Here is a 19,912-nt window from a genome sequence, read left to right on the forward strand (position 1 = left end):
TAATCCGTTGTCAGTTGTTAGTGGTCAGTTGTCAGTGGCAAAATAGACAGATCTGAAAATTAAATATACGTTTCTCAGAACCCTTGTAGAGTAGAGACGTTCCATGGAACGTCTCTACATTCTTTTCCAACAGGTGTCTAAACTGACAAAGAACAACTGACTACTCACTCTTTTCTTTTTCTGGGTTATGGCGTTGACGAAGTAAATCCACACCGCGAGATGTACCTAATCTAGTCGCACCAGCCATAATTAAATCTAAGGCATCGTTGTGAGTGCGAATGCCTCCTGATGCTTTGATGCCTACCCTATCTTTTGCTATTTCTTTCAAAAGCTTAACATCTGCTACAGTTGCGCCACCATTCCAACCTGTACTGGTTTTTAAGAATGCAGCACCAGCATCCATAGCTAGTTCCGCAGCGATTTGTTTCTCTGTATCCGTCAGAAGGCTAGTTTCTAAAATTACCTTGACAGGTTGTCCGGCTTCTTCGCAAATTGTGGCAATTTCCCAGTGAACTTCCTCGGTTTTTCCGGCTTTTAACCAGCCTATGTTAATGACTACATCTAACTCAGTAGCGCCATTGTCTACGGCTTCTTTGGCTTCATATAACTTCACGCCTGAAGTATTCGCACCATTGGGAAAACCAATGACTGTACAAACTTGAGGATTTTTTTTATACAGTAGCTCTGCTACTTGCTTGACATAACAGGGATTCACACATACCGCTGCAAAGTTATATCTATATGCCTCGTCGCACCATTGACTAATCTGCTCTGGGGTGGCAATTGGTAATAGCAGAGAGTGGTCAATAAATGGCGCAATATCAATGTTGGGATAGTCTGCTGCCATCGTTTTTGCTTTTGGTGTAGAGTTTATTAAACTTGATGAAAATTAAAGTATTTCTTATATATTAAACCACAATACCCCCAGATCCCCGACTTCTTTGAGAAGTCGGGGATATTAATCTTGCGAACCAGTGTTTAAAAAGTCAAGAATAGTTTGCGCTAAGGCTTTTGAGGCTAAGTATGGAACACCATTTCCAACGGTTTTAAACATATTCGTAAGTGACATATTTTCTGGAAGTGAAAAATCTTCAGGTAAGGATTGAATTGCTAAAGCTTCGGCTACAGAAATACGTCTAATTTTGTAAGGATGTAAATGGACTTCATTATTACCATAACAAGCTGTGGGAGAATAACGCCACCGGTGCAGACGTTTAAATGATTTTTTAGAATCATCTCCTTCTTCAATAGTAGCAAATTTAATTTTACCTGCTCTTGGTTGAAAATGATGTTTAGCATTGGGATGGTTGAGAACATCATTTTTTCTAAACCAATATTCAACAGTGAGTTGGTGAGGAATATTTTCAGGACAAGGAATTATGGAATCTTCTTGAAATGGTTCAGACTTATTCCAAGGATAAGCAAATACTTGATATTGAGGATATAAAATATGTTTTTCCCAAGGAAAGGTAAATTCATCTTTGATTTTTATGTCTTTGAGAAAATTATCTTTAAAGCCTATTAAAATAATTCTCTCTCTATCTTGAGGTACACCATATTCAATGGAATTAATTAACCGTTCTGTTAAGATATAACCTGCTTGTTGTAATTTGATTTTTAGTTCTTCAAAAAATAAACGGTGTTTTGTGGTTCTCCACAAACCTTTAACATTTTCAAATAAAAAGAAATCTGGTAAGTTTTGACAAATTAATTCAATATAAGCAGATGATAGTTTACCATTATCGCCTAAATGTCCTTTGTTTTTGCCACCAACCGAAAAATCAGGACAGGGTGGACCACCAATAAAGCCTATTATATTATTTGATTTTCGTGAATCTTTGACTAATTCATTTAATCGTTGTGCTGGTGTTCCTGCTATTAATTTGCTTACGTCTGCGGCTTCTCCTTCATGATATCCATATTCAGGTTGGGGGAGGTTGAGTTTTTCCCGTGAATAGCGATATGCGGACATGAATGGGGGGAAGATTTCGTTAACGTAAGCGATGTTATAACCTGTGGTTTCAAAGCCTAAATCGAGGAATCCTGAACCGGAGAAGAAGGAGAAGATAGAGGGATGATTGATCATTAAAAACTTTTGCAATCTTTTTATTTGTTCGGTAATCCGTACACTAGGACTTGTTGCGATTGTATATGAGCATTCGCTAAATTAGCACTTAGGAATTCAATAGTGATCAACAGTTAACAATTAGGAAGTTATTTATGAGCATTTATAGTTCTAATACTATTCGTTGGACTAATGGACCGTATGCAAATAAGGAACAAGTAGAAAAAAGTATAAGCAATTTAAATAATATATCTGTTTGGTGGAAAAATCAAAAGAACCAAAAATTTAATCTTTACCATATTCTAGAATACGAACCAGTGTTTAATAGATATACTTTACAAGTAATTTGGCAGCCTGTAAAGCATGAAAAATTGGGAGAAACTATAATTTCAACACCAAATTTAGAAACAAAGGATAATTTAATATTACTTTCGTATAGTAATCAGCACAATAATACTAAATCAATCGAGACTTATTCTATCGATTTAGATATTGACAGAAATAACCTTTTTGTATGGTTTGGAAATCCACAACAAGTAATTATTTTTGAAAAAAGTTAAATTATTAACTTTCATATAAGTCCGACAGGGAATTAATTCCCTGTCTAATAGCTAAAGTCTACTAAAGTAGACTAAAGATTTATTTTCAGTCCACTTGAGTGGACTTTGGCTATTAGCCTGCGATTTTAATCGTAGGCGGTTTAGTTACGTAGTGAAAAATTTGAATCTTGCCATTAATCAATATATTCTATATTGTGTAATCATCTGAATCATAACCAAAATGTATAAACTACAAAGAATATTCAGCGGATTTATATTATTATCGGTACAAGTAGTATCTGGGATAATTAATTCAATTCTTGATATTAAATACTTTTACCAAAAACGTGTAGCACTGGCAAAATATCAGGAAATTCTCGACTATGTTAAAACTCAAAATCTCCCCTTAGATACTAGCGAAGTCTTGAAATTACCTGATCATCTAGTAAATATCAGTCATGATGGGTTAGTTCAAGTCCTGCATACATCAGATGATACCTACTGCGTGGCAATCATGATTAAATATACCCCAGGTGCGACACAAAGAGTTCAAGGTATATTTGCCTGTGATTTCCCCTTAACTCCCAGATATTTGACGAAAATTCCTGATATTTGTCACCGGATTAATATGTTAGGAGAATACCAAAAGCCATACAAAGTAGCTTGGGCGTTTACAAATCTTGAAGTTGACAAGCAATATAATGATTGTTTATTTGCAGTTCATTGTCATTTGAACTAATTAGCCTATAATTCAGAAGCATATATTTACCCTGACTAAATTTATATCTAAAAATATACCAATCACTAGATGATTTATACTTAGACAGACTTAACGATAATTTAAAGCATATTTTTAGGGAATGGTGAACTATAATCTGATGTGCAGTTAAATAAATTAAAAATATACTGCATAAAATATTTAGTTAAACTCAGATCAAACAATACTATATTGATTGCGGTGGGATGAAAAATTCAATTTACTACTAATTTAGGCCTGATTGTTGAGTATTAACTGGCTATAACTTGAGTTGAATAGAGTGCAAATTACATGGGACAAGGTTTTTTACAAATTGCTTTAACGCTGTGTATTGTCGTATTCATTACGCCCATACTAGGAAAATACATAGCCCGCGTTTTCTTGGGAGAAAGGACAATCCTTGACCCTATCATGAAGCCAATAGAGGCAATAATTTATATTTTAGGGGGTGTGGGTAAAAAAAATGATATGACGGGTTGGCAATATATCCGCGCCTTACTATGCAGCAACGCAGTCATGGGTGTGATAGTTTATGCCCTCCTCTATTATCAGAAATTTCTGCCCTGGAATCCCAATGGACTGGGGAGAATGAGATGGGATTTATTATTACATACTACTATTTCCTTCCTGACGAATACCGACCAACAACATTACGCCACAGAAAATACCTTTAGTTATTTTAGCCAAACATCGGCTTTAGGTTTTTTGATGTTTACGTCTGCGGCTAGTGGTTTAGTAGTGGGAATTGCCTTTATCCGAGGATTAACAGGGAGAAAACTGGGGAATTTTTATGTAGATTTTACCCAGGCTATCACTAGGATATTATTACCTTTATCTATTGTGGGGGCGATCGCTCTAATTATCTGCGGTGTACCCCAAACCTTAGCCAAAACCCTAGTAGTAGAAACCTTAGAAGGCAGAATTCAGTATATAGCTAGAGGTCCAGTGGCATCATGGGAAATGATTAAAATGCTAGGTGAAAATGGCGGCGGATTTTTTGCAGCTAACTCCGCGCACCCGTTTGAAAATCCCAATGGCGCTTCTAACTTAATAGAAATCATCGCCATGTTGGCCATTCCCACATCCTTAATTTACACCTACGGAATATTTGCCAACAACCTCAAACAAGCCTGGTTATTATATTGGATGGTGTTTATCATCTTTGTAGTTCTCATTGGCGTTACAGCCACAGGAGAATTAGAAGGAAATCCTCTGATTAATAATGCTTTGAGATTAGAATTACCCAATCTAGAAGGCAAAGAAGTCCGATTTGACTGGGCGCAAACCGCATTATGGGCAATTACAACTACCGCCACCATGTGCGGTGCTGTCAACGGAATGCACGATTCCCTTATGCCTAATGGCACATTTTCCACCTTATTCAACCTATTTTTACAAATAATTTGGGGAGGACAGGGAATAGGAACCGCTTATCTCTTCATTTATCTGATTCTCACCGTCTTTATCACTGGGTTAATGGTAGGGCGCACCCCGGAAATTTTTGGCCGCAAAATTGAAAAACGGGAAATTGTCCTGGCTAGTGTGGTGCTATTAATTCACCCGATGATGGTTTTAATTCCCAGTGCTGTAGCTTTAGCTTATCCTATATCTTTGTCAGGAATTAGTAACCCAGGTTTTCATGGTATTTCCCAAGTAGTTTATGAATACGCCTCAGCCGCAGCTAATAATGGTTCTGGCTTAGAGGGATTAAATGACGGGACGTTATGGTGGAATTTAAGTACAACTGTCAGCATTTTTGCCGGACGTTATCTACCAATTATTGCCCTGCTCCTTTTAGCTGATAGTATGTCTGAAAAACAAGTAGTCTGTGAAAGCCGGGGAACTTTGAAAACTGATTCTTTGCTATTCACTGGGATTACCGCAGGTGTCACCCTAATTTTAGGAATCCTGACATTTTTCCCAGTTTTAGCTTTAGGACCAATCGCCGAAGGTTTTAAACTCGCTGCTGGTAGTTAGCAGTAGGAAAGGAGGAGAGGAATTTTCTTCTTCTTCTTTCTTTATCCTGACTCGGTGACTCCTGACTCGGTGACTCCTGCTATATCAATTATCAATATATGAATTCAAACGGAAATAACTCTAATTCTAAAACACCCCGTCCTCGTTATCGCCGTAAGAAACTTAGGAAAACGCGAGTAACTAACAAAGGACTGTATTTTCGGGCAATAGGCGATGCTTTTAGGAAACTGTATCCCCAATATGCCATTAAAAATCCGGTAATGTTTTTGGTATGGATAGGAACAATTATTACTCTCTTCCTAACCATTTATCCCGAATTATTTGGACCAACAAATCAAAAAAATCCCTATCTGTTTAATGGGCTATTAACAGGAATTTTATTTTTCACAGTTCTATTTAGCAACTTTGCTGAAGCCGTAGCGGAGGGACGAGGTAAAGCCCAAGCTGACACTTTACGTTCCACCCAGTCAGCCACCAGCGCCAAAACTATCAGCGTTAACGGCACAATTACAGAAGTTCCCTCTGGCAGTTTGAAACAGGGCGATACTATATACGTCGTTTCCGGTGATATTATTCCCGCAGACGGTGAAGTAATCATGGGTGTCGCGTCTGTGGATGAATCAGCGATTACAGGCGAATCTGCCCCAGTTCTCAAAGAATTTGGTTCAGATGTTGCTAGTTCAGTTACAGGTGGTACACGCATCCTTTCCGATGAGTTGATTATTCGCGTCACGGCTGAACCAGGTAAAGGCTTTATTGACCGGATGATTGCCTTAGTGGAAGGAGCAGAACGCACTAAAACACCCAATGAAATTGCTTTAACAGTATTATTAGCGGTTCTGAGTTTAGTATTTTTATTCGTAGTAGCAACCCTGCCCGCCTTTGCCTACTATGTGAATAGTCCTGTTAGTGTGCCTGTTCTCATTGCTCTCCTGGTAGCACTTATACCCACAACTATCGGCGGTTTGCTGAGTACCATCGGCATTGCCGGCATGGATAGAGTGGCACAATTTAACGTCATTGCCACTTCTGGCAGGGCAATAGAAGCCTGTGGAGACATCAATACTCTCGTTCTTGACAAAACCGGGACAATCACCCTTGGCAATCGTTTAGCAGAAGAGTTTATCCCTATCAATGGCTATTCAATGGCGGAAATTGCTAATGTGGCTTTGGCAGCTAGTATCTTTGACGATACTCCCGAAGGTAAATCTATTGTCCGACTGGCAGAAAAGTTAGGTGCAAATTTTGATTTAGACCGCAAACGAGCACAGGGGATAGAATTTTCGGCAAAAACCCGCATGAGTGGCACTAATTTACCTGGTGGTAGGGAAGTGCGGAAGGGCGCAGTAGGAGCAATTAAAGGCTTTGTCCTCTCTCGTCATGGACAGGATACCCCGGAATTAGATGTTGCTTATGAACAAGTTTCTCATCAAGGCGGTACACCTTTAGCCGTATGTCTCGATAATGAAATTTACGGTGTTATCTATCTCAAGGATATTGTGAAACCTGGTATCCGCGAACGATTTGACCAACTCCGACGCATGGGAGTCAGGACAATCATGCTCACGGGAGATAACCGAATTACTGCTTCTGTGATTGCTAAGGAAGCTGGAGTAGATGAATTTATTGCTGAAGCGACACCAGAAGATAAAATCAGTGTGATTCAACGGGAACAGGCTGAGGGTAAAATTGTAGCGATGACGGGGGATGGAACTAATGATGCTCCAGCTTTGGCACAGGCTAATGTAGGTGTGGCAATGAATACGGGAACGCAAGCAGCTAAGGAAGCGGCTAATATGGTGGATTTAGATTCTGATCCCACCAAATTAATTGATATTGTGAGTATTGGTAAGCAATTGTTAATTACTCGTGGGGCATTGACAACGTTTTCTATTGCTAATGATATTGCTAAATATTTTGCGATTATTCCGGTACTTTTCACTGCTGCTAATTTAGAAAGCTTGAATATTATGAACTTGAGTAGCGTTAATTCGGCTATTCTTTCGGCATTGATTTACAATGCTTTAATTATTCCGGCTTTGATTCCTCTAGCATTAAAAGGTATTCAGTTTCGACCTTTGACTGCTAATCAACTTCTGCAACGGAATATTTTGATTTATGGCTTAGGTGGGGTAATTGCTCCATTTATTGCGATTAAATTCATAGATATGATGATTACGTTTGTGGGTTTAGCGTAAACAATTAAATCAATAGGTAATTTTGGTAATTCTTGCCTTTTGCCTCTTGTTTCTTACTTTCTGACTTATGAAAATAATACCATTTATGCGATTCTCTAGGTTTAAATCCCAATTACCCATCATTATTTTTATAGTGATGTCTTTGAATTTGTTGATTGCTCCAGTGGTTTATGCTAATACTACTATTAGTTTAGATCGAGTTTCAACTTGGGCAGTTGGTGTTTTAGGGGTTACTACTTTAATGTTAGTAATATACTTATTAATAGTCATTTTCCAACCAGAACGGTTTTAATAATTCAGGTTCTACTGATCCCCTTATGGTAAAGAATATTAATTTAATGTAGGTTGGGTTGAATGAAGTGAAACCCAACATTAGCAGTAGGAGAGCAAGGGATGTTGGGTTTCGTTCCTTAACTCAACTTACTATAAATGTTGTTTTACATAAAGGGAACGGTAGAGCCATAATTCACAAATTAAAATAAAATTCAAGATTAAATTATGTCTATTATTCGAGAAATTATCAAAGCAGTGAGAATAACTTTAGTAATGTGGTTATTAACCGCAATTATATATCCTCTTTTTGTGTTGTTAGTAGGTCAGTCAATTTTCCCAGTTTCAGCTAATGGTAGCATGATGTTAAATGTCAGAGATCAACCTATTGGTTCAAGTTTGATTAGTCAAGGATTTACATCAGACCGTTATTTTCATGGTCGTCCGAGTGCTGTTAAATATAGCCAAGGTAGAAAAGCTCAACCGACTGGTATCTCTGGAGGCAGTAATCTTGCTCCGACCAATCCAGCACTCAAGGAACGGATTCTCAAGCAAGCAGAAGAATTTCAGAATGAGAATAAACAACCTGTGGCCGATTTGATTTATACATCAGGTTCTGGTTTAGATCCCCATATTTCTTTGAAAGCAGCACGACAACAGATAGAAAGGGTAGCACAAGCGCGGGGGATTAGGGAGGATGACATCATTCCGTTAATTAGTAAGTATATTGATGGGAGATTTTTAGGCGTTTTTGGGGAACCAGGGGTAAATATTTTACGCTTAAATTATGCTCTGGATTTGCAAGATATGAATCGTCAGCAAAATTAGTTAGTTATACTTTATAAGGTCATAACTTGCGTTTTTAGATCCATATACCCCTTTTTGTTTTGACATGGGTAATGGGATCAATTACACTACGATCGCAAATCCATAAGAGTGTTTGAGTCAATGCAACGGACTCGCGTAATTGGTTTAATGAGTGGTACGTCTGTAGATGGGATAGATACCGCTTTAGTCGAAATTTCTGGCAGAGAGTTGGATCTGAAGGTGAAATTACTCGCAGGGGAAACATATCCCTACCCCCCGCAACTCAGAGAACATATTTTAGAGCTTGGGGCTGGTACTGCTGTATCCATAGCCGAATTAGCAGCAATAGATGATGCCATCGCTCGGAATTTTGCTGAAGCTGCTCAACATATTCAAATTGGTCATCAAGGAGCTACCTTGATTGGTTCTCATGGTCAAACTGTTTATCATCGTCCACCCCAGGGATTAGGAGAACTAGGTTATAGTTGCCAACTAGGTCGGGGGGCGTTGATAGCCCATCTAACTGGTATTAATACTATCAGTAATTTCCGAACGGCAGATATAGCTGCTTATGGTCATGGTGCGCCCCTTGTTCCGAAAATAGATGCCTATTTACTCAGTCATCCCCAGGAAGAACGTTGTATCCAAAATATTGGTGGTATTGGTAATGTCACTTATCTCCCCGCCCGTAGTGATGATTGGTTGTCGCAAATTCGCGGTTGGGATACAGGCCCAGGTAATAGCCTATTGGATTTAGCTGTGCAACATTTTACAAATGGGGCTAAAAGCTATGATGAAAATGGTGATTGGGCTGCTAGTGGTACACCCTGTTACCCCTTAGTAGAACAATGGCTCAGTCACGAATATTTCCATTTACCACCGCCTAAATCTACTGGACGGGAGTTGTTTGGTGTCACTTACTTGCATGATTGTTTAGAGAATGCCCAAGCCTACCAACTCAATTCCGCAGACTTTTTAGCAACCATTACAGAATTGACAGCAACTTCTATTGTTTATAGTTATGACACTTTTCTCTCCAGAAGACCACATCGGGTATTATTATGTGGTGGTGGTAGTCGCAATATTTACTTAAAAAATCGGCTAGAGTTACTGTTAGGGAATGTTCCAGTTTCAACTACAGATGAGTTTGGCTTAAGTGCGGCTTTTAAAGAAGCGATCGCCTTTGCCGTTTTAGCATACTGGCGGAACATCGGTATTCCTGGTAATTTACCCGCCGTTACAGGAGCATCTCAAGAGATGCTTTTAGGGGAAATTCACGGTAAATATAGCTAATTAACCCTAAATTTGCCACACTTCCTCTTAAAATAAGTAGGTTAGCATTGAAAATCGTCGTTATGGCAAGAGGCAAGAGGCAAGAGTGGGGAAGTTAGAAGGAAGTTAGAAGAAAATCAACATCCCCAGCTTTTTTCCTATTGAGAAATGAGTCCCGGAGACAGAGTTAATAGTAATTGACACTCTATGCCATATTCGCACCTGAGTCTAGACCCCAGCTATGTTTAAGCATTTCTTGATAAGTTGCTTCACGCACAACCATCTGCTCATAAAGCTTGACTAAAAAATCTTGAGCTTGTTCGTGGCTCATGTGTTGGACTTGTGTGGCAAAGGAGCGAATGCTAAATTGCTGTTCCAAAGATAGTTCAGTTCCTTGATTCATAATCAACTCCAAAACAAACAACGTGTAAAATCGAAATTGATCACAGAATTGAAAACTTGGAAGTTAGCGGTTAAAAGTAAAATCGGCTTTTGCTGATTACTTAAATTCTTTACTTCCTTTGATTGCAATCTGCTTAATTACGTAAAATTCCTAATAAGCAATTCCTGGGCTAGATTTTGCCTGACATTTATTTCTCTATATTAAGAAAGATAACAAGTGTTTGACAATTTGCCCATCTTTTTGAATTTATTTTTCTGAGGTATGAATTGGTAACGAATCTACTGGTATAGGAATCAACTCCACTGAAAGCGGGGTTGTCCAAATTGGCATAGTTTAATTTTGGTGAAGATTCTTTAAGTAGCAGTAGTTATGGAATGAGAAATCAAGAGGAAGACCAGTTTGATACTTAGTTTTTATCTAGATTCTCTGATTGATTAACCCTTTATTTGCTGTTTATTTAAGACACACTACAAAGTAGGATATGTCAATTGTGGAAATTATAGAAATTTAAGCTCCTGTGGTAATTTCTGGAGATTAAAAATATTTTTATCAAATTGTTAATATAAAAAATGCTCAATTTGAACAAATCGTTAAGTATATTTACTTTTTTTAGGGAACAGGGAACAGGGAACAGGGAACAGGGAACAGGGAACAGGGAACAGGGAACAGGGAACAGGGAACAGGGAACAGGGAAGTAGGGAGCAGGGAGCAGGGAGCAGGGGAGAAATTCCATTCTCTATTCTTCAATTTCTTTCTCCTGAACTCCTGAACTCCTGACTCCTGACTCCTGACTCCTGACTCCTATTAGGTTTCTACAGACACTAAGACAACGGTAATATTATCGTGTCCACCTTGTTCTTTGGCGGCTTCAACTAGGTCATGGGCAGCTTGTTCTAAAGAAGATGTGTCCCTGATGTATCCAAGGATTTGTGGATTTATAAGTTCTTCTGTAAGTCCATCACTACAGAGCAGTAAGCGATCGCCATTTTCCAGAGTTAGTTGCTGAATATCAATCTGATTCAGGTCTTCCCTACCTAAACAACTGGATAAAACATGACGATAGGGATGAACCCTAGCTTCATCAAGAGTAATATCACCGATTTTCATGGCTTTGGCAATCCATGTATGGTCTTCTGTAATTTGTTCTAATTGTGATTCTCGCAGACGGTAGAGACGGGAATCACCAACATGACCGCATACAGGTAATTCATCTGGACGGATAACTACTACTACGGCTGTCGTTCCCATATCAGCACGTTCAGGATGATTGTGCTGATCTTGAACTATGGCTTTATTTGCAGTGGATAAAGCTTGTTCTAGGAGTTTTGAGGAAGATTCGGGGGATTGCCAATTTTGCTCTAGATATGCACAAATTTCGGCAGTAGCGATGCGACTAGCCTCTTCTCCTCCTGCATGACCACCCATACCGTCAGCAACTATAAAGAATCGCCCTGTGGGATCAATATAGTACGAATCTTGATTATAAGCACGAATAAGCCCCGGATCTGTACAACCGGTAGATTCAAGTTTCATAGATTTTTCGTGAACAATTAATTAATACATCCGATCATAACGGTCGAGGCGTAAAAGCAACCGAATCAGCATGAATGAAACTGATGCGGCAATTAAACCAATAAAGCTTGCTAACCAGACATAATGGCTAACTAGGAGAATTGTACCAGCAATTGTAAAACCACTGATAATAAGAGCATAACTTATTGCCAGTTGTATATTACTCTGTCGCCGGATCAGGCGTTCAGTTTCGACGGAGCGAACTCGCAGCCGGATATCACCACGTTCTATTTTATCTAGGGTATCTTCTAATCTTCGTGGTAATCCTAAAGCAGTGCTACTGACTTGGACTGCTTGACGACTTAATTCATTCAAGAAACTATTCCCCTCAGAACTACTGTTATCTGTCATAAGCTGCATTGCATAAGGCTGGGCAACTTCCATAAAGTTAAATTCTGGATCTAGACCTTTACCAACGCCTTCGAGGGTAGAAAAGGCACGCATGACGAAGGTAAAAGTGGCTGGAAATCTAAATGGTTGATCATAAGCGAGTTCATACAAGTCTTCACTGATGGCTGCCACTGATTGATTTTCAAAGGGCTTATCCATGAAGTGATCCAGCATAAACTGGACTGAACGACGGACTGGTCCCATGTCATCAACTGGGGCAAGCGCTCCTAAATCAACTAGAGATTTTACCACGCGATCGCCATCTTTTTGAGCGATACCAAATAAGGTTTCCATTAATCCTTCGCGGACATTGGATTTAATTGTTCCCATCATCCCGAAGTCGTAGAAAATCAAAGCCCCGTCAGGACTAACTGCCAGATTACCAGGGTGGGGGTCAGCGTGGAAGAAGCCATTATTGAGCAGTTGATGGAGATAGGCTTGTGCGCCATAGCGAGCGATCGCTTTTCTATCTACACCCGCAGCATCTAAAGCATCATACTGACTAACTTTAATCCCTGGCACATACTCCAAAGTAATTACTCTAGAAGTAGCATAACGCCAATAAACCCTCGGTACTTTCACCCAATCATAAGGGCGGAAATTCCGGCGAAAAGTATCGGCATTGCGTCCTTCATTCAGATAATCAATTTCTTCCCAGAGAATGCGACAACATTCTTCATATATACCCATCCAATCTCTGCCGCGTCCCCATTTGGGATGATTTTGAAAATAGCGAGCAATACCTTTAAGAATGCCTAAATCAATTTCAAACAGCTTTTTGAGTCCTGGACGTTGGACTTTGACAACTACTGACTCACCAGTATACAAGGTGGCCTTGTGGACTTGACCCAAACTAGCAGCAGCGAGGGGAACAGGTTCAAAATCTTGGAAAAGTGTGGGAACAGTCTTACCTAATTCCTGCTCAATAATTCCTTCTACCTGTTCATAACTAAATGCTGGGACTCTATCTTGTAACTTAGATAACTCCTCCACATATTCAGCAGAGAAAATATCCGCACGAGTTGAAAACAATTGTCCAATCTTAATAAAAGTCGGACCCAAATCTAAAAACGTGGTTCTAATCCAGATTGCTTGGGCTTTGCGTCTAGCTGCTTGCTTAGATTCTGTTACACCACCGGAGTAACTCCAAGCTTTGTTATAGCGCCAAATTTTGAACATCAAGGTCAAGACAAAAGACCAAATATCCACAAAGCGGCGTTTGCTAGAGTATTCTTCCCGATTCCAACGGTATGCTTTGTCTGAGTAACCTTGTTCCATATTTTTCTTATACCGTCGGGTTGTTGCGGAGGCAGGGAGTAAGGGAGGTAGGGGAGGTAGGGGAGGTAGAGGAAGTAGGGGAGGTAGGGGGGCAGGGGAGAATATTTTTTCACATTACCAATTACCTATTACCTATTACCAATTACCAATTACCCATTACCCATCACCTATTACCTATTTTGCAGCATTGCGATGCTTCTGCAATTCACTTCTTAATAGAGCGATTTCTGCCCTTAATTCGTCAATTTCTGTCTGTAAGTCTACTGGATCTCCACCAGATGAACTATTACCTGTGGTTGTACCAGTTGCAGACGATTCCGCTGCTCGATTAGCTCGTGCCATCACTTCTTCTGTAAACTGGCGTAGTTGCTCTTTAGTTTCAGCATCAAATTTGCCTAGTTCACTCAAAGCATCAGTCAAGGCGACTTCTACGCGCTCATTAATCACTTCAGCGACTGCTCTGCCTACGAAAAAGGCTTGCACAAGGGGATTACTCATAAATTTTTGTAAAGTTGCTCCGCAAAAAGAATTATAACCTGTATATAGCCCGTAATGCTTCTATCTGAAAGTTTTCTGAGTTGGTGAAATGCAACCACTGTAGATAGGTATCTCTCGTCAGAGTAAACCCAAAAGGGTCAAGGCACAAAGAAATGGACTTATTCAGAGTATCGTTTAAATAGATGAAAACTGCTGTAACATAAGAAATATTTACGTCTTAACAGGAAATAGTAAAAATGCTGGCAAGTTACATTGATAAAGCAATGGAATTAGCAGTTTATGAAATTATTGAAGATGATGGTACTTATTGGGGTGAAATTCCAGGTTTGCAGGGAGTATGGGCAAATTATAAAACATTAGAAGGTTGTCGGCGTGAATTGAGAGAAGCTCTAAGTGATTGGTTGGCTTTACGTTTACGTTTAGGGTTAAATATTCCTTTGATTGAGAATATTAACTTAAATCAAATTACAGAGCCAGTATAAGAGGTTGTTTGGAAAGTATTATATGAAACCGATAATCTCTAGAAACCTAACCCCCCTTCCCCCCTTCCCTACAAGGGAATGGGGGTTTCAAAGCCTCTCCCCGACGCGGGGAGAGGTTTGGAGAGGGTTTTATTTATACATTAAAAACTTTTCAAACATCCTCTAAGAACCTAAAAATACAAATATATTTAAATTTTGTGGTGCAGCTATGTCTAGACTCCTGGTAACTCAATATCAAGCCGAAGTCGAAAAAATCATTCAATATGGTGGTTCTCGCAAAGAAACTTCTATTCGTGTGGCTTTTCAAAATCTCCTCAATGAATATTGCAAACCGAGAGATTTTTTACTGATTCCTGAATTAGATTATAGATTACCAAATGGTAAACTTGTTTATCCTGATGGCACAATTAAAGATGCTTTGCGGTTAGATTGGGGTTATTGGGAAAGCAAAGACCAATATGATAAATTAGATGAAGAAATAGAAAAGAAATTAAATAAAGGTTATCCCGATAGTAATATTTTATTTGAAGATTCCCAAACTGCGGTTTTAATTCAATCTAGCACAGAAACTATGCGTGTATCTATGAAGGATGCTGACGCAGTAGATGGAATTATTACCAGTTTTATTAATTATGTGCGTCCTGAAGTTAAGGATTTTCGGGAAGCGATAGAAATTTTTAAGCAAGATTTACCCACTGTACTAAATTCTCTCAGAGATTTGATAGATTGTCAAGGGGAAAATAACACATCTTTTCAAACTGCGCGGGATAAGTTTTGGGGAATTTGCAAGGAATCAATTAACCCGGAAATCAGTTTATTTGATATTCGGGAAATGATGATTCAGCATATTTTAACGGAAGATATTTTTATCAATATTTTTAATGAATCGCAATTTCACAGAGAAAATAATATTGCGGGAGAATTACAAGGGGTAATTTCTACCTTTTTTACGGGAAGCGTGAAGAAAAATACTCTGGGAACAATTGAAAGATATTATGCAGTTATTCGACGCACTGCGGCTAATATTTATAATCATCAAGAAAAACAGAAGTTTCTCAAAGCCTTGTATGAGAATTTTTACAAAGCATATAATCCTAAAGCTGCGGATAGATTAGGAATTGTCTAAGTAGGTCGGCGTTAAAAAATCAATCTATGTAACGAAATATAAATTAACGAATACCTTATAAATAGGGTGTTTCACGGTTTTTACAAAACTAAACATATATCGATTTTATTGGGCCGACTTACTTATACTCCTAATGAAATTGTTAGGTTTATGATTGAAAGTACAGATTTTCTAGTACATAAACATTTTGGGAAGTTGTTAGCGGATAAGGATGTAGAAATTTTAGATCCGGCGACGGGAACGGGGACTTTTATTACTGAATTAATTGATTATTTACCAAAGCAGAGTTTAGAACACAAATATAAACATGAAATTCATTGTAATGAGGTGGCAATTTTGCCTTATTACATTGCAAATTTGAATATTGAATACACCTATAAACAGAAAATGGGGGTGTATGAGGAGTTTGAAAATATTTGTTTTGTGGATACTTTGGATAATACTTCTTTTGCGGGTAAGCAATTGGATTTGTTTGCTATGAGTGTGGAGAATACCGCAAGAATCAAAAGACAGAATGATAGAACTATTTCTGTGATTATTGGTAATCCTCCTTATAATGCAAATCAACAAAATGAAAATGATAATAATAAAAACCGATCTTATCCAGCAATAGATAAATTAATTAAGGAAAGTTATGTAAAATATAGCACCGCTCAGAAAACAAAGCGATATGATATGTATTCTCGTTTCTTTCGCTGGGCTACAAATAGATTAAATGAAAACGGAATTTTAGCTTTTATTACTAATTCTTCTTTTATCCATTCAAAAGAAGCTGATGGTTTTAGAAAAGCCGTTTTTGATGAATTTAGCGAAATTTATATTATTGATTTAGGTGGAGATATTAGAGGAGGAGATAAAACTGGTAATGTCTTTAATGTTCAAGTAGGAATAGCAATTAGTTTTATGATAAAAAAAGAAACTAATAATCGTTTACCATGCAAAATATTTTATAGTTCCACCCCTCAATTAAAAACAGCAGATACAAAACTAAAATTTATTAGTGATTCTAAATTATCTGAAATTTGTTTTGAGCATATTATTTCAGACATAAATCATAACTGGATAAAAATTAAGGAAAATGATTTTGAAGATTTATTACCATTAGTTAATAAAGAGACTAAGCTTGTAAAGCATCTAGACGAAGAAAAAGCAGTTTTTAAATTGTTTTCATTGGGTGTTGTTACTAATCGAGATGATTGGGTTTATGATTTTTCAGAAAGTAATATTTTTGATAAAATGTCGTTTTTCTTTGATGAATTTAATGCTGAAAGAATTAAATTAATAAAGAGTAATATTTCTGATTATTCTCTATCAAATTCAATTAAATGGACAAGAGAATTAAAAAAACAGCTACAAAAAGATAACAAACTTATACTGAACAAAGAATGTATTATAAATTCTTTTTATAGACCTTATGTAAAAAAATACTTATACTATAATAAATATGTAAATGAAATGCAGTATCAAATACCTAGCATTTTTCATAAAAATCACGACAGAAATCAAGTAATAACTTACTCATTTGGTAAAAGAGGTAATTTTTCATTGATTGTTACAGATTGTATTTTTAGTTTAGATACTTATCTTCCTAACGCAACTCAATCATTTCCCCTCTACCGTTATGACAAAGAAGGAAAACGCATTGATAATATAACCGACTGGGGACTAAAACAAATTCAAACCCATTACCAAGATATAGCAATTACCAAAATAGACATTTTTCATTATACCTACGCAGTCTTACATAACCCAGCTTATCGCAGCAAATACGAACTCAACTTAAAACGCGAATTTCCCCGTTTACCCTATTATGAAAACTTCCAAAAATGGGTTAATTGGGGAAAACAACTCATGGAACTACATATTAATTATGAAACAGTTACACCTTATAATTTAACCCGTCTTGATATTCCCTTAAAAGACAATCAAAAAACACCCAAACCAAAACTCAAAGCCGATAAAACTAAAAATAGTATTATCTTAGATGATGTCACCACATTAGAAAATATTCCGAAAATAGCTTGGGAATATATGCTGGGTAATCGTTGCGCGTTAGAATGGATATTAGATCAATATAAAGAAAAGAAACCAAAAGATCCAACCATTGCGGAAAAATTCAATACCTATCGTTTCGCAGATTACAAAGAACAGGTAATTGATTTATTAATGAGAGTCTGTACCGTGAGTGTCGAAACAATGAATATAATTAGAGAAATGTCTGAATCAGGATAACCAGGATTTAAGGATTGTCAGGATGAAATATCAAAAATTAAACGCAGATAATTTTTACATTTTCTCTGTGTTCTCTGTGTTCTCTGTGGTTCGATAAAAAAAGAAATTGTCAGAATCAGGATATCCAGGATTTAAGGATTGTCAGGATTAATGAATATAATAATGTCAGAATCAGGATACCCAGGATTTGAGGATTGTCAGGATTAATGAATATAATAATGTCAGAATCAGGATATCCATGATTTAAGGATTGTCAGGATTAATGAATATCACATCCTGTTAATCTTTTAATCCTGTAAATCCTGATTCAGACAATTAATGCTATAATCAACAAATAACGACTTGGTGTCATATTATGATGATTACTCAAGAATTAAAATGTAGAGAAAATATCTCTCAAGATGTGATTTTTCCTCCCAGTGATTTATATAGTGATGAACCTCCCGTGGAAACAGAACTACATTTAAGACAAATAATTCTCCTTTTCAAATGTCTAGAATGGTTGTGGAAAGATAGAGATGATTTCTATGCTGCGGGAAATCTCACCATTTACTATAGTCCTAATCAGAAAAAATCAGAATATTTCCGAGGTCCTGATTTCTTTGTTGTGCTAGGAACAGAACGCAAAACTCGGAAAAGTTGGGTAGTTTGGAATGAAGACGGTAAATATCCCAATGTAATTTTAGAGATTCTTTCACCAACTACAGTTAATACAGATAAAGAATATAAAAAAGAACTTTATCAAAATACTTTCCGCACACCGGATTATTTTTGGTTTGATCCTTATACACTAGAATTTGCAGGTTTTCATTTATTAGATGGAAAATATCAACCTCTAGAAGCAAATGAAAAAGGACATTTATGGAGTGAGCAATTAGATTTATATTTGGGAATTCATGAGGGATTATTGCGGTATTTTACACCAGAAGGAAAGTTAGTTTTTACCCCTGAAGAAACCGCAGAACAGGAAACCCAAAGAGCAGAAATACAAGCTAAAAGAGCCGAAAAGGAAGCGAGAAAATCAGAACGTTTAGCAGCAAAATTGCGGGAATTAAATATAGATCCTGATACAATTTAATCTCCAATCAAATGTAGGTTGGGTTAAGCGATAGCGAAGCGCTCCGCAGGAATCGCGCAACCCAACAAAAGTTTTAATAATATGTTTTAATAATGTTGGTTTTTAGTCAGATCCTCGACTTCTTTAATAAGTCGGGGATCTTGTAATTCGATGCTATAATCAACAAATAACGACTTGGTGTCATATTATGATGATTACTCAAGAATTAGAACTTAAAGAAAACATCTCTCAAGATGTGATTTTTCCCATCAGTGATTTATATAGTGATGAACCTCCCGTGGAAACAGAACTACATCTAGAGCAAATTATGCTCTTAATCAAATGTCTCAAATGGTTGTGGAAAGATAAAACTGATTTCTATGCTGCGGGAAATCTCACCATTTACTATAGTCCTAATCAGAAAAAATCAGAATATTTCCGAGGTCCTGATTTCTTTGTTGTGCTAGGAACAGAACGCAAAACTCGGAAAAGTTGGGTAGTTTGGAATGAAGACGGTAAATATCCCAATGTAATTTTAGAAATTCTCTCACCAACTACAGCGAATACAGATAGAGAATACAAAAAAGAACTTTATCAAAATACTTTCCGCACACCGGATTATTTTTGGTTTGATCCTTATACGCTAGAATTTGCAGGTTTTCATTTATTAGATGGAAAATATCAACCTCTAGAAGCAAATGAAAAAGGACATTTATGGAGTGAGCAATTAGATTTATATTTGGGAATTCATGAGGGATTATTGCGGTATTTTACACCAGAAGGAAAGCTAGTTTTTACCCCTGAAGAAACCGCAGAACGTTTAGCAGCAAAGTTGCGGGAATTAAATATAGATCCTGATACAATTTAATCTACAATCAAATGTAGGTTGGGTTAAGCGATAGCGAAGCGCTCCGCAGGAATCGCGCAACCCAACAAAAGTTTTAATAATATGTTTTAATAATATGATGTTTGGTTTCGTTCCGATTGCT

The 19,912-nt window shown here is 37.4% G+C and carries 18 protein-coding genes; 12 read left to right on the forward strand and 6 right to left on the reverse strand.

What is annotated here, in order from left to right:
- Positions 1 to 160 precede the first annotated feature (160 nt).
- Together deoC and BMF77_RS11075 are read right to left on the reverse strand one after the other, a co-directional pair.
- Positions 161 to 847, reverse strand: a complete 687-nt coding sequence (gene deoC, locus BMF77_RS11070; protein WP_148762812.1) for a deoxyribose-phosphate aldolase — start codon at positions 845 to 847, stop codon at positions 161 to 163.
- A 111-nt stretch (positions 848 to 958) separates the two neighbouring features.
- Positions 959 to 2,086 carry a DNA cytosine methyltransferase gene (locus BMF77_RS11075; RefSeq protein WP_148762814.1) on the reverse strand — a complete coding sequence of 376 codons (1,128 nt, stop codon included), beginning with the start codon at positions 2,084 to 2,086 and terminating at the stop codon, positions 959 to 961.
- Between the two features lie 134 nt (positions 2,087 to 2,220).
- Here BMF77_RS11075 and BMF77_RS11080 point away from each other — a divergent pair, with 134 nt between their 5' ends.
- The 7 genes from BMF77_RS11080 to BMF77_RS11110 all read left to right on the forward strand — a co-directional run bounded on the left by BMF77_RS11080 (position 2,221) and on the right by BMF77_RS11110 (position 9,906).
- Positions 2,221 to 2,625 carry a hypothetical protein gene (locus BMF77_RS11080; protein ID WP_148762816.1) on the forward strand — a complete coding sequence of 135 codons (405 nt, stop codon included), beginning with the start codon at positions 2,221 to 2,223 and terminating at the stop codon, positions 2,623 to 2,625.
- Between the two features lie 220 nt (positions 2,626 to 2,845).
- Positions 2,846 to 3,343: a hypothetical protein gene (locus BMF77_RS11085; RefSeq protein ID WP_148762818.1), complete on the forward strand. Its 498-nt coding sequence runs from the start codon at positions 2,846 to 2,848 to the stop codon at positions 3,341 to 3,343.
- Positions 3,344 to 3,652: 309 nt separating this feature from the next.
- Positions 3,653 to 5,338: a potassium-transporting ATPase subunit KdpA gene (kdpA, locus tag BMF77_RS11090; RefSeq protein ID WP_148762820.1), complete on the forward strand. Its 1,686-nt coding sequence runs from the start codon at positions 3,653 to 3,655 to the stop codon at positions 5,336 to 5,338.
- 98 nt (positions 5,339 to 5,436) lie between these two features.
- Positions 5,437 to 7,536: a potassium-transporting ATPase subunit KdpB gene (gene kdpB, locus BMF77_RS11095; RefSeq protein ID WP_148762822.1), complete on the forward strand. Its 2,100-nt coding sequence runs from the start codon at positions 5,437 to 5,439 to the stop codon at positions 7,534 to 7,536.
- A 136-nt stretch (positions 7,537 to 7,672) separates the two neighbouring features.
- Positions 7,673 to 7,828 (forward strand): potassium-transporting ATPase subunit F, encoded by a 156-nt coding sequence (locus BMF77_RS11100; RefSeq protein WP_246863122.1) that lies wholly within the window; start codon positions 7,673 to 7,675, stop codon positions 7,826 to 7,828.
- Positions 7,829 to 8,034: 206 nt separating this feature from the next.
- Positions 8,035 to 8,634, forward strand: a complete 600-nt coding sequence (gene kdpC / locus BMF77_RS11105; protein WP_015079232.1) for a K(+)-transporting ATPase subunit C — start codon at positions 8,035 to 8,037, stop codon at positions 8,632 to 8,634.
- Positions 8,635 to 8,754: 120 nt separating this feature from the next.
- A complete protein-coding gene (locus BMF77_RS11110) occupies positions 8,755 to 9,906 on the forward strand; it encodes an anhydro-N-acetylmuramic acid kinase (protein ID WP_148762826.1) in 1,152 nt (383 codons plus the stop codon).
- Positions 9,907 to 10,090: 184 nt separating this feature from the next.
- On the opposite strand, the gene BMF77_RS11115 is transcribed toward BMF77_RS11110, so the two are convergent.
- The 4 genes from BMF77_RS11115 to BMF77_RS11130 all read right to left on the reverse strand — a co-directional run bounded on the left by BMF77_RS11115 (position 10,091) and on the right by BMF77_RS11130 (position 14,026).
- Complete coding sequence (locus tag BMF77_RS11115; protein WP_015079229.1) at positions 10,091 to 10,288, reverse strand: NblA/ycf18 family protein; 198 nt, start codon at positions 10,286 to 10,288, stop codon at positions 10,091 to 10,093.
- An 804-nt stretch (positions 10,289 to 11,092) separates the two neighbouring features.
- Positions 11,093 to 11,821 (reverse strand): Stp1/IreP family PP2C-type Ser/Thr phosphatase, encoded by a 729-nt coding sequence (locus tag BMF77_RS11120; protein ID WP_148762828.1) that lies wholly within the window; start codon positions 11,819 to 11,821, stop codon positions 11,093 to 11,095.
- A 21-nt stretch (positions 11,822 to 11,842) separates the two neighbouring features.
- Positions 11,843 to 13,528: an AarF/ABC1/UbiB kinase family protein gene (locus tag BMF77_RS11125; RefSeq protein WP_148762830.1), complete on the reverse strand. Its 1,686-nt coding sequence runs from the start codon at positions 13,526 to 13,528 to the stop codon at positions 11,843 to 11,845.
- A gap of 174 nt (positions 13,529 to 13,702) precedes the next feature.
- Positions 13,703 to 14,026, reverse strand: coding sequence for a DUF6825 family protein (locus BMF77_RS11130; RefSeq protein ID WP_015079226.1), 324 nt, complete (start codon positions 14,024 to 14,026; stop codon positions 13,703 to 13,705).
- A 236-nt stretch (positions 14,027 to 14,262) separates the two neighbouring features.
- Between BMF77_RS11130 and BMF77_RS11135 the strand changes: the two genes are divergently transcribed.
- The 5 genes from BMF77_RS11135 to BMF77_RS11160 all read left to right on the forward strand — a co-directional run bounded on the left by BMF77_RS11135 (position 14,263) and on the right by BMF77_RS11160 (position 19,791).
- A complete protein-coding gene (locus BMF77_RS11135; RefSeq protein ID WP_148762832.1) occupies positions 14,263 to 14,508 on the forward strand; it encodes a type II toxin-antitoxin system HicB family antitoxin in 246 nt (81 codons plus the stop codon).
- A 208-nt stretch (positions 14,509 to 14,716) separates the two neighbouring features.
- Entirely contained in the window at positions 14,717 to 15,634 is a 918-nt protein-coding gene (locus BMF77_RS11145; protein WP_246863123.1) for a hypothetical protein, read from the forward strand.
- 150 nt (positions 15,635 to 15,784) lie between these two features.
- Complete coding sequence (locus BMF77_RS11150; protein ID WP_148762834.1) at positions 15,785 to 17,866, forward strand: type ISP restriction/modification enzyme; 2,082 nt, start codon at positions 15,785 to 15,787, stop codon at positions 17,864 to 17,866.
- 355 nt (positions 17,867 to 18,221) lie between these two features.
- On the forward strand, positions 18,222 to 18,944 hold the full coding sequence (locus tag BMF77_RS11155; RefSeq protein ID WP_148762837.1) for a Uma2 family endonuclease: 723 nt from the start codon (positions 18,222 to 18,224) through the stop codon (positions 18,942 to 18,944).
- A 187-nt stretch (positions 18,945 to 19,131) separates the two neighbouring features.
- The gene (locus tag BMF77_RS11160) at positions 19,132 to 19,791 is read left to right on the forward strand and encodes a Uma2 family endonuclease (protein ID WP_148762839.1); all 660 of its coding nucleotides are present in this window, start codon (positions 19,132 to 19,134) and stop codon (positions 19,789 to 19,791) included.
- Positions 19,792 to 19,912: the final 121 nt, after the last annotated feature.

The organism is Dolichospermum sp. UHCC 0315A, assembly GCF_008121535.1.
GTDB classification, from domain to species: domain Bacteria; phylum Cyanobacteriota; class Cyanobacteriia; order Cyanobacteriales; family Nostocaceae; genus Dolichospermum; species Dolichospermum lemmermannii.

Excerpts from the sequence above, each read along its gene's own strand:
- deoC (WP_148762812.1), bottom strand. The coding sequence starts at position 847 with ATGGCAGCAGACTATCCCAACATTGATATTGCGCCATTTATTGACCAC.
- BMF77_RS11075 (WP_148762814.1), bottom strand. The coding sequence starts at position 2,086 with ATGATCAATCATCCCTCTATCTTCTCCTTCTTCTCCGGTTCAGGATTC.
- BMF77_RS11080 (WP_148762816.1), top strand. The coding sequence starts at position 2,221 with ATGAGCATTTATAGTTCTAATACTATTCGTTGGACTAATGGACCGTAT.
- BMF77_RS11085 (WP_148762818.1), top strand. The coding sequence starts at position 2,846 with ATGTATAAACTACAAAGAATATTCAGCGGATTTATATTATTATCGGTA.
- kdpA (WP_148762820.1), top strand. The coding sequence starts at position 3,653 with ATGGGACAAGGTTTTTTACAAATTGCTTTAACGCTGTGTATTGTCGTA.
- kdpB (WP_148762822.1), top strand. The coding sequence starts at position 5,437 with ATGAATTCAAACGGAAATAACTCTAATTCTAAAACACCCCGTCCTCGT.
- BMF77_RS11100 (WP_246863122.1), top strand. The coding sequence starts at position 7,673 with ATGTCTTTGAATTTGTTGATTGCTCCAGTGGTTTATGCTAATACTACT.
- kdpC (WP_015079232.1), top strand. The coding sequence starts at position 8,035 with ATGTCTATTATTCGAGAAATTATCAAAGCAGTGAGAATAACTTTAGTA.
- BMF77_RS11110 (WP_148762826.1), top strand. The coding sequence starts at position 8,755 with ATGCAACGGACTCGCGTAATTGGTTTAATGAGTGGTACGTCTGTAGAT.
- BMF77_RS11115 (WP_015079229.1), bottom strand. The coding sequence starts at position 10,288 with ATGAATCAAGGAACTGAACTATCTTTGGAACAGCAATTTAGCATTCGC.
- BMF77_RS11120 (WP_148762828.1), bottom strand. The coding sequence starts at position 11,821 with ATGAAACTTGAATCTACCGGTTGTACAGATCCGGGGCTTATTCGTGCT.
- BMF77_RS11125 (WP_148762830.1), bottom strand. The coding sequence starts at position 13,528 with ATGGAACAAGGTTACTCAGACAAAGCATACCGTTGGAATCGGGAAGAA.
- BMF77_RS11130 (WP_015079226.1), bottom strand. The coding sequence starts at position 14,026 with ATGAGTAATCCCCTTGTGCAAGCCTTTTTCGTAGGCAGAGCAGTCGCT.
- BMF77_RS11135 (WP_148762832.1), top strand. The coding sequence starts at position 14,263 with ATGCTGGCAAGTTACATTGATAAAGCAATGGAATTAGCAGTTTATGAA.
- BMF77_RS11145 (WP_246863123.1), top strand. The coding sequence starts at position 14,717 with ATGTCTAGACTCCTGGTAACTCAATATCAAGCCGAAGTCGAAAAAATC.
- BMF77_RS11150 (WP_148762834.1), top strand. The coding sequence starts at position 15,785 with ATGATTGAAAGTACAGATTTTCTAGTACATAAACATTTTGGGAAGTTG.
- BMF77_RS11155 (WP_148762837.1), top strand. The coding sequence starts at position 18,222 with ATGATGATTACTCAAGAATTAAAATGTAGAGAAAATATCTCTCAAGAT.
- BMF77_RS11160 (WP_148762839.1), top strand. The coding sequence starts at position 19,132 with ATGATGATTACTCAAGAATTAGAACTTAAAGAAAACATCTCTCAAGAT.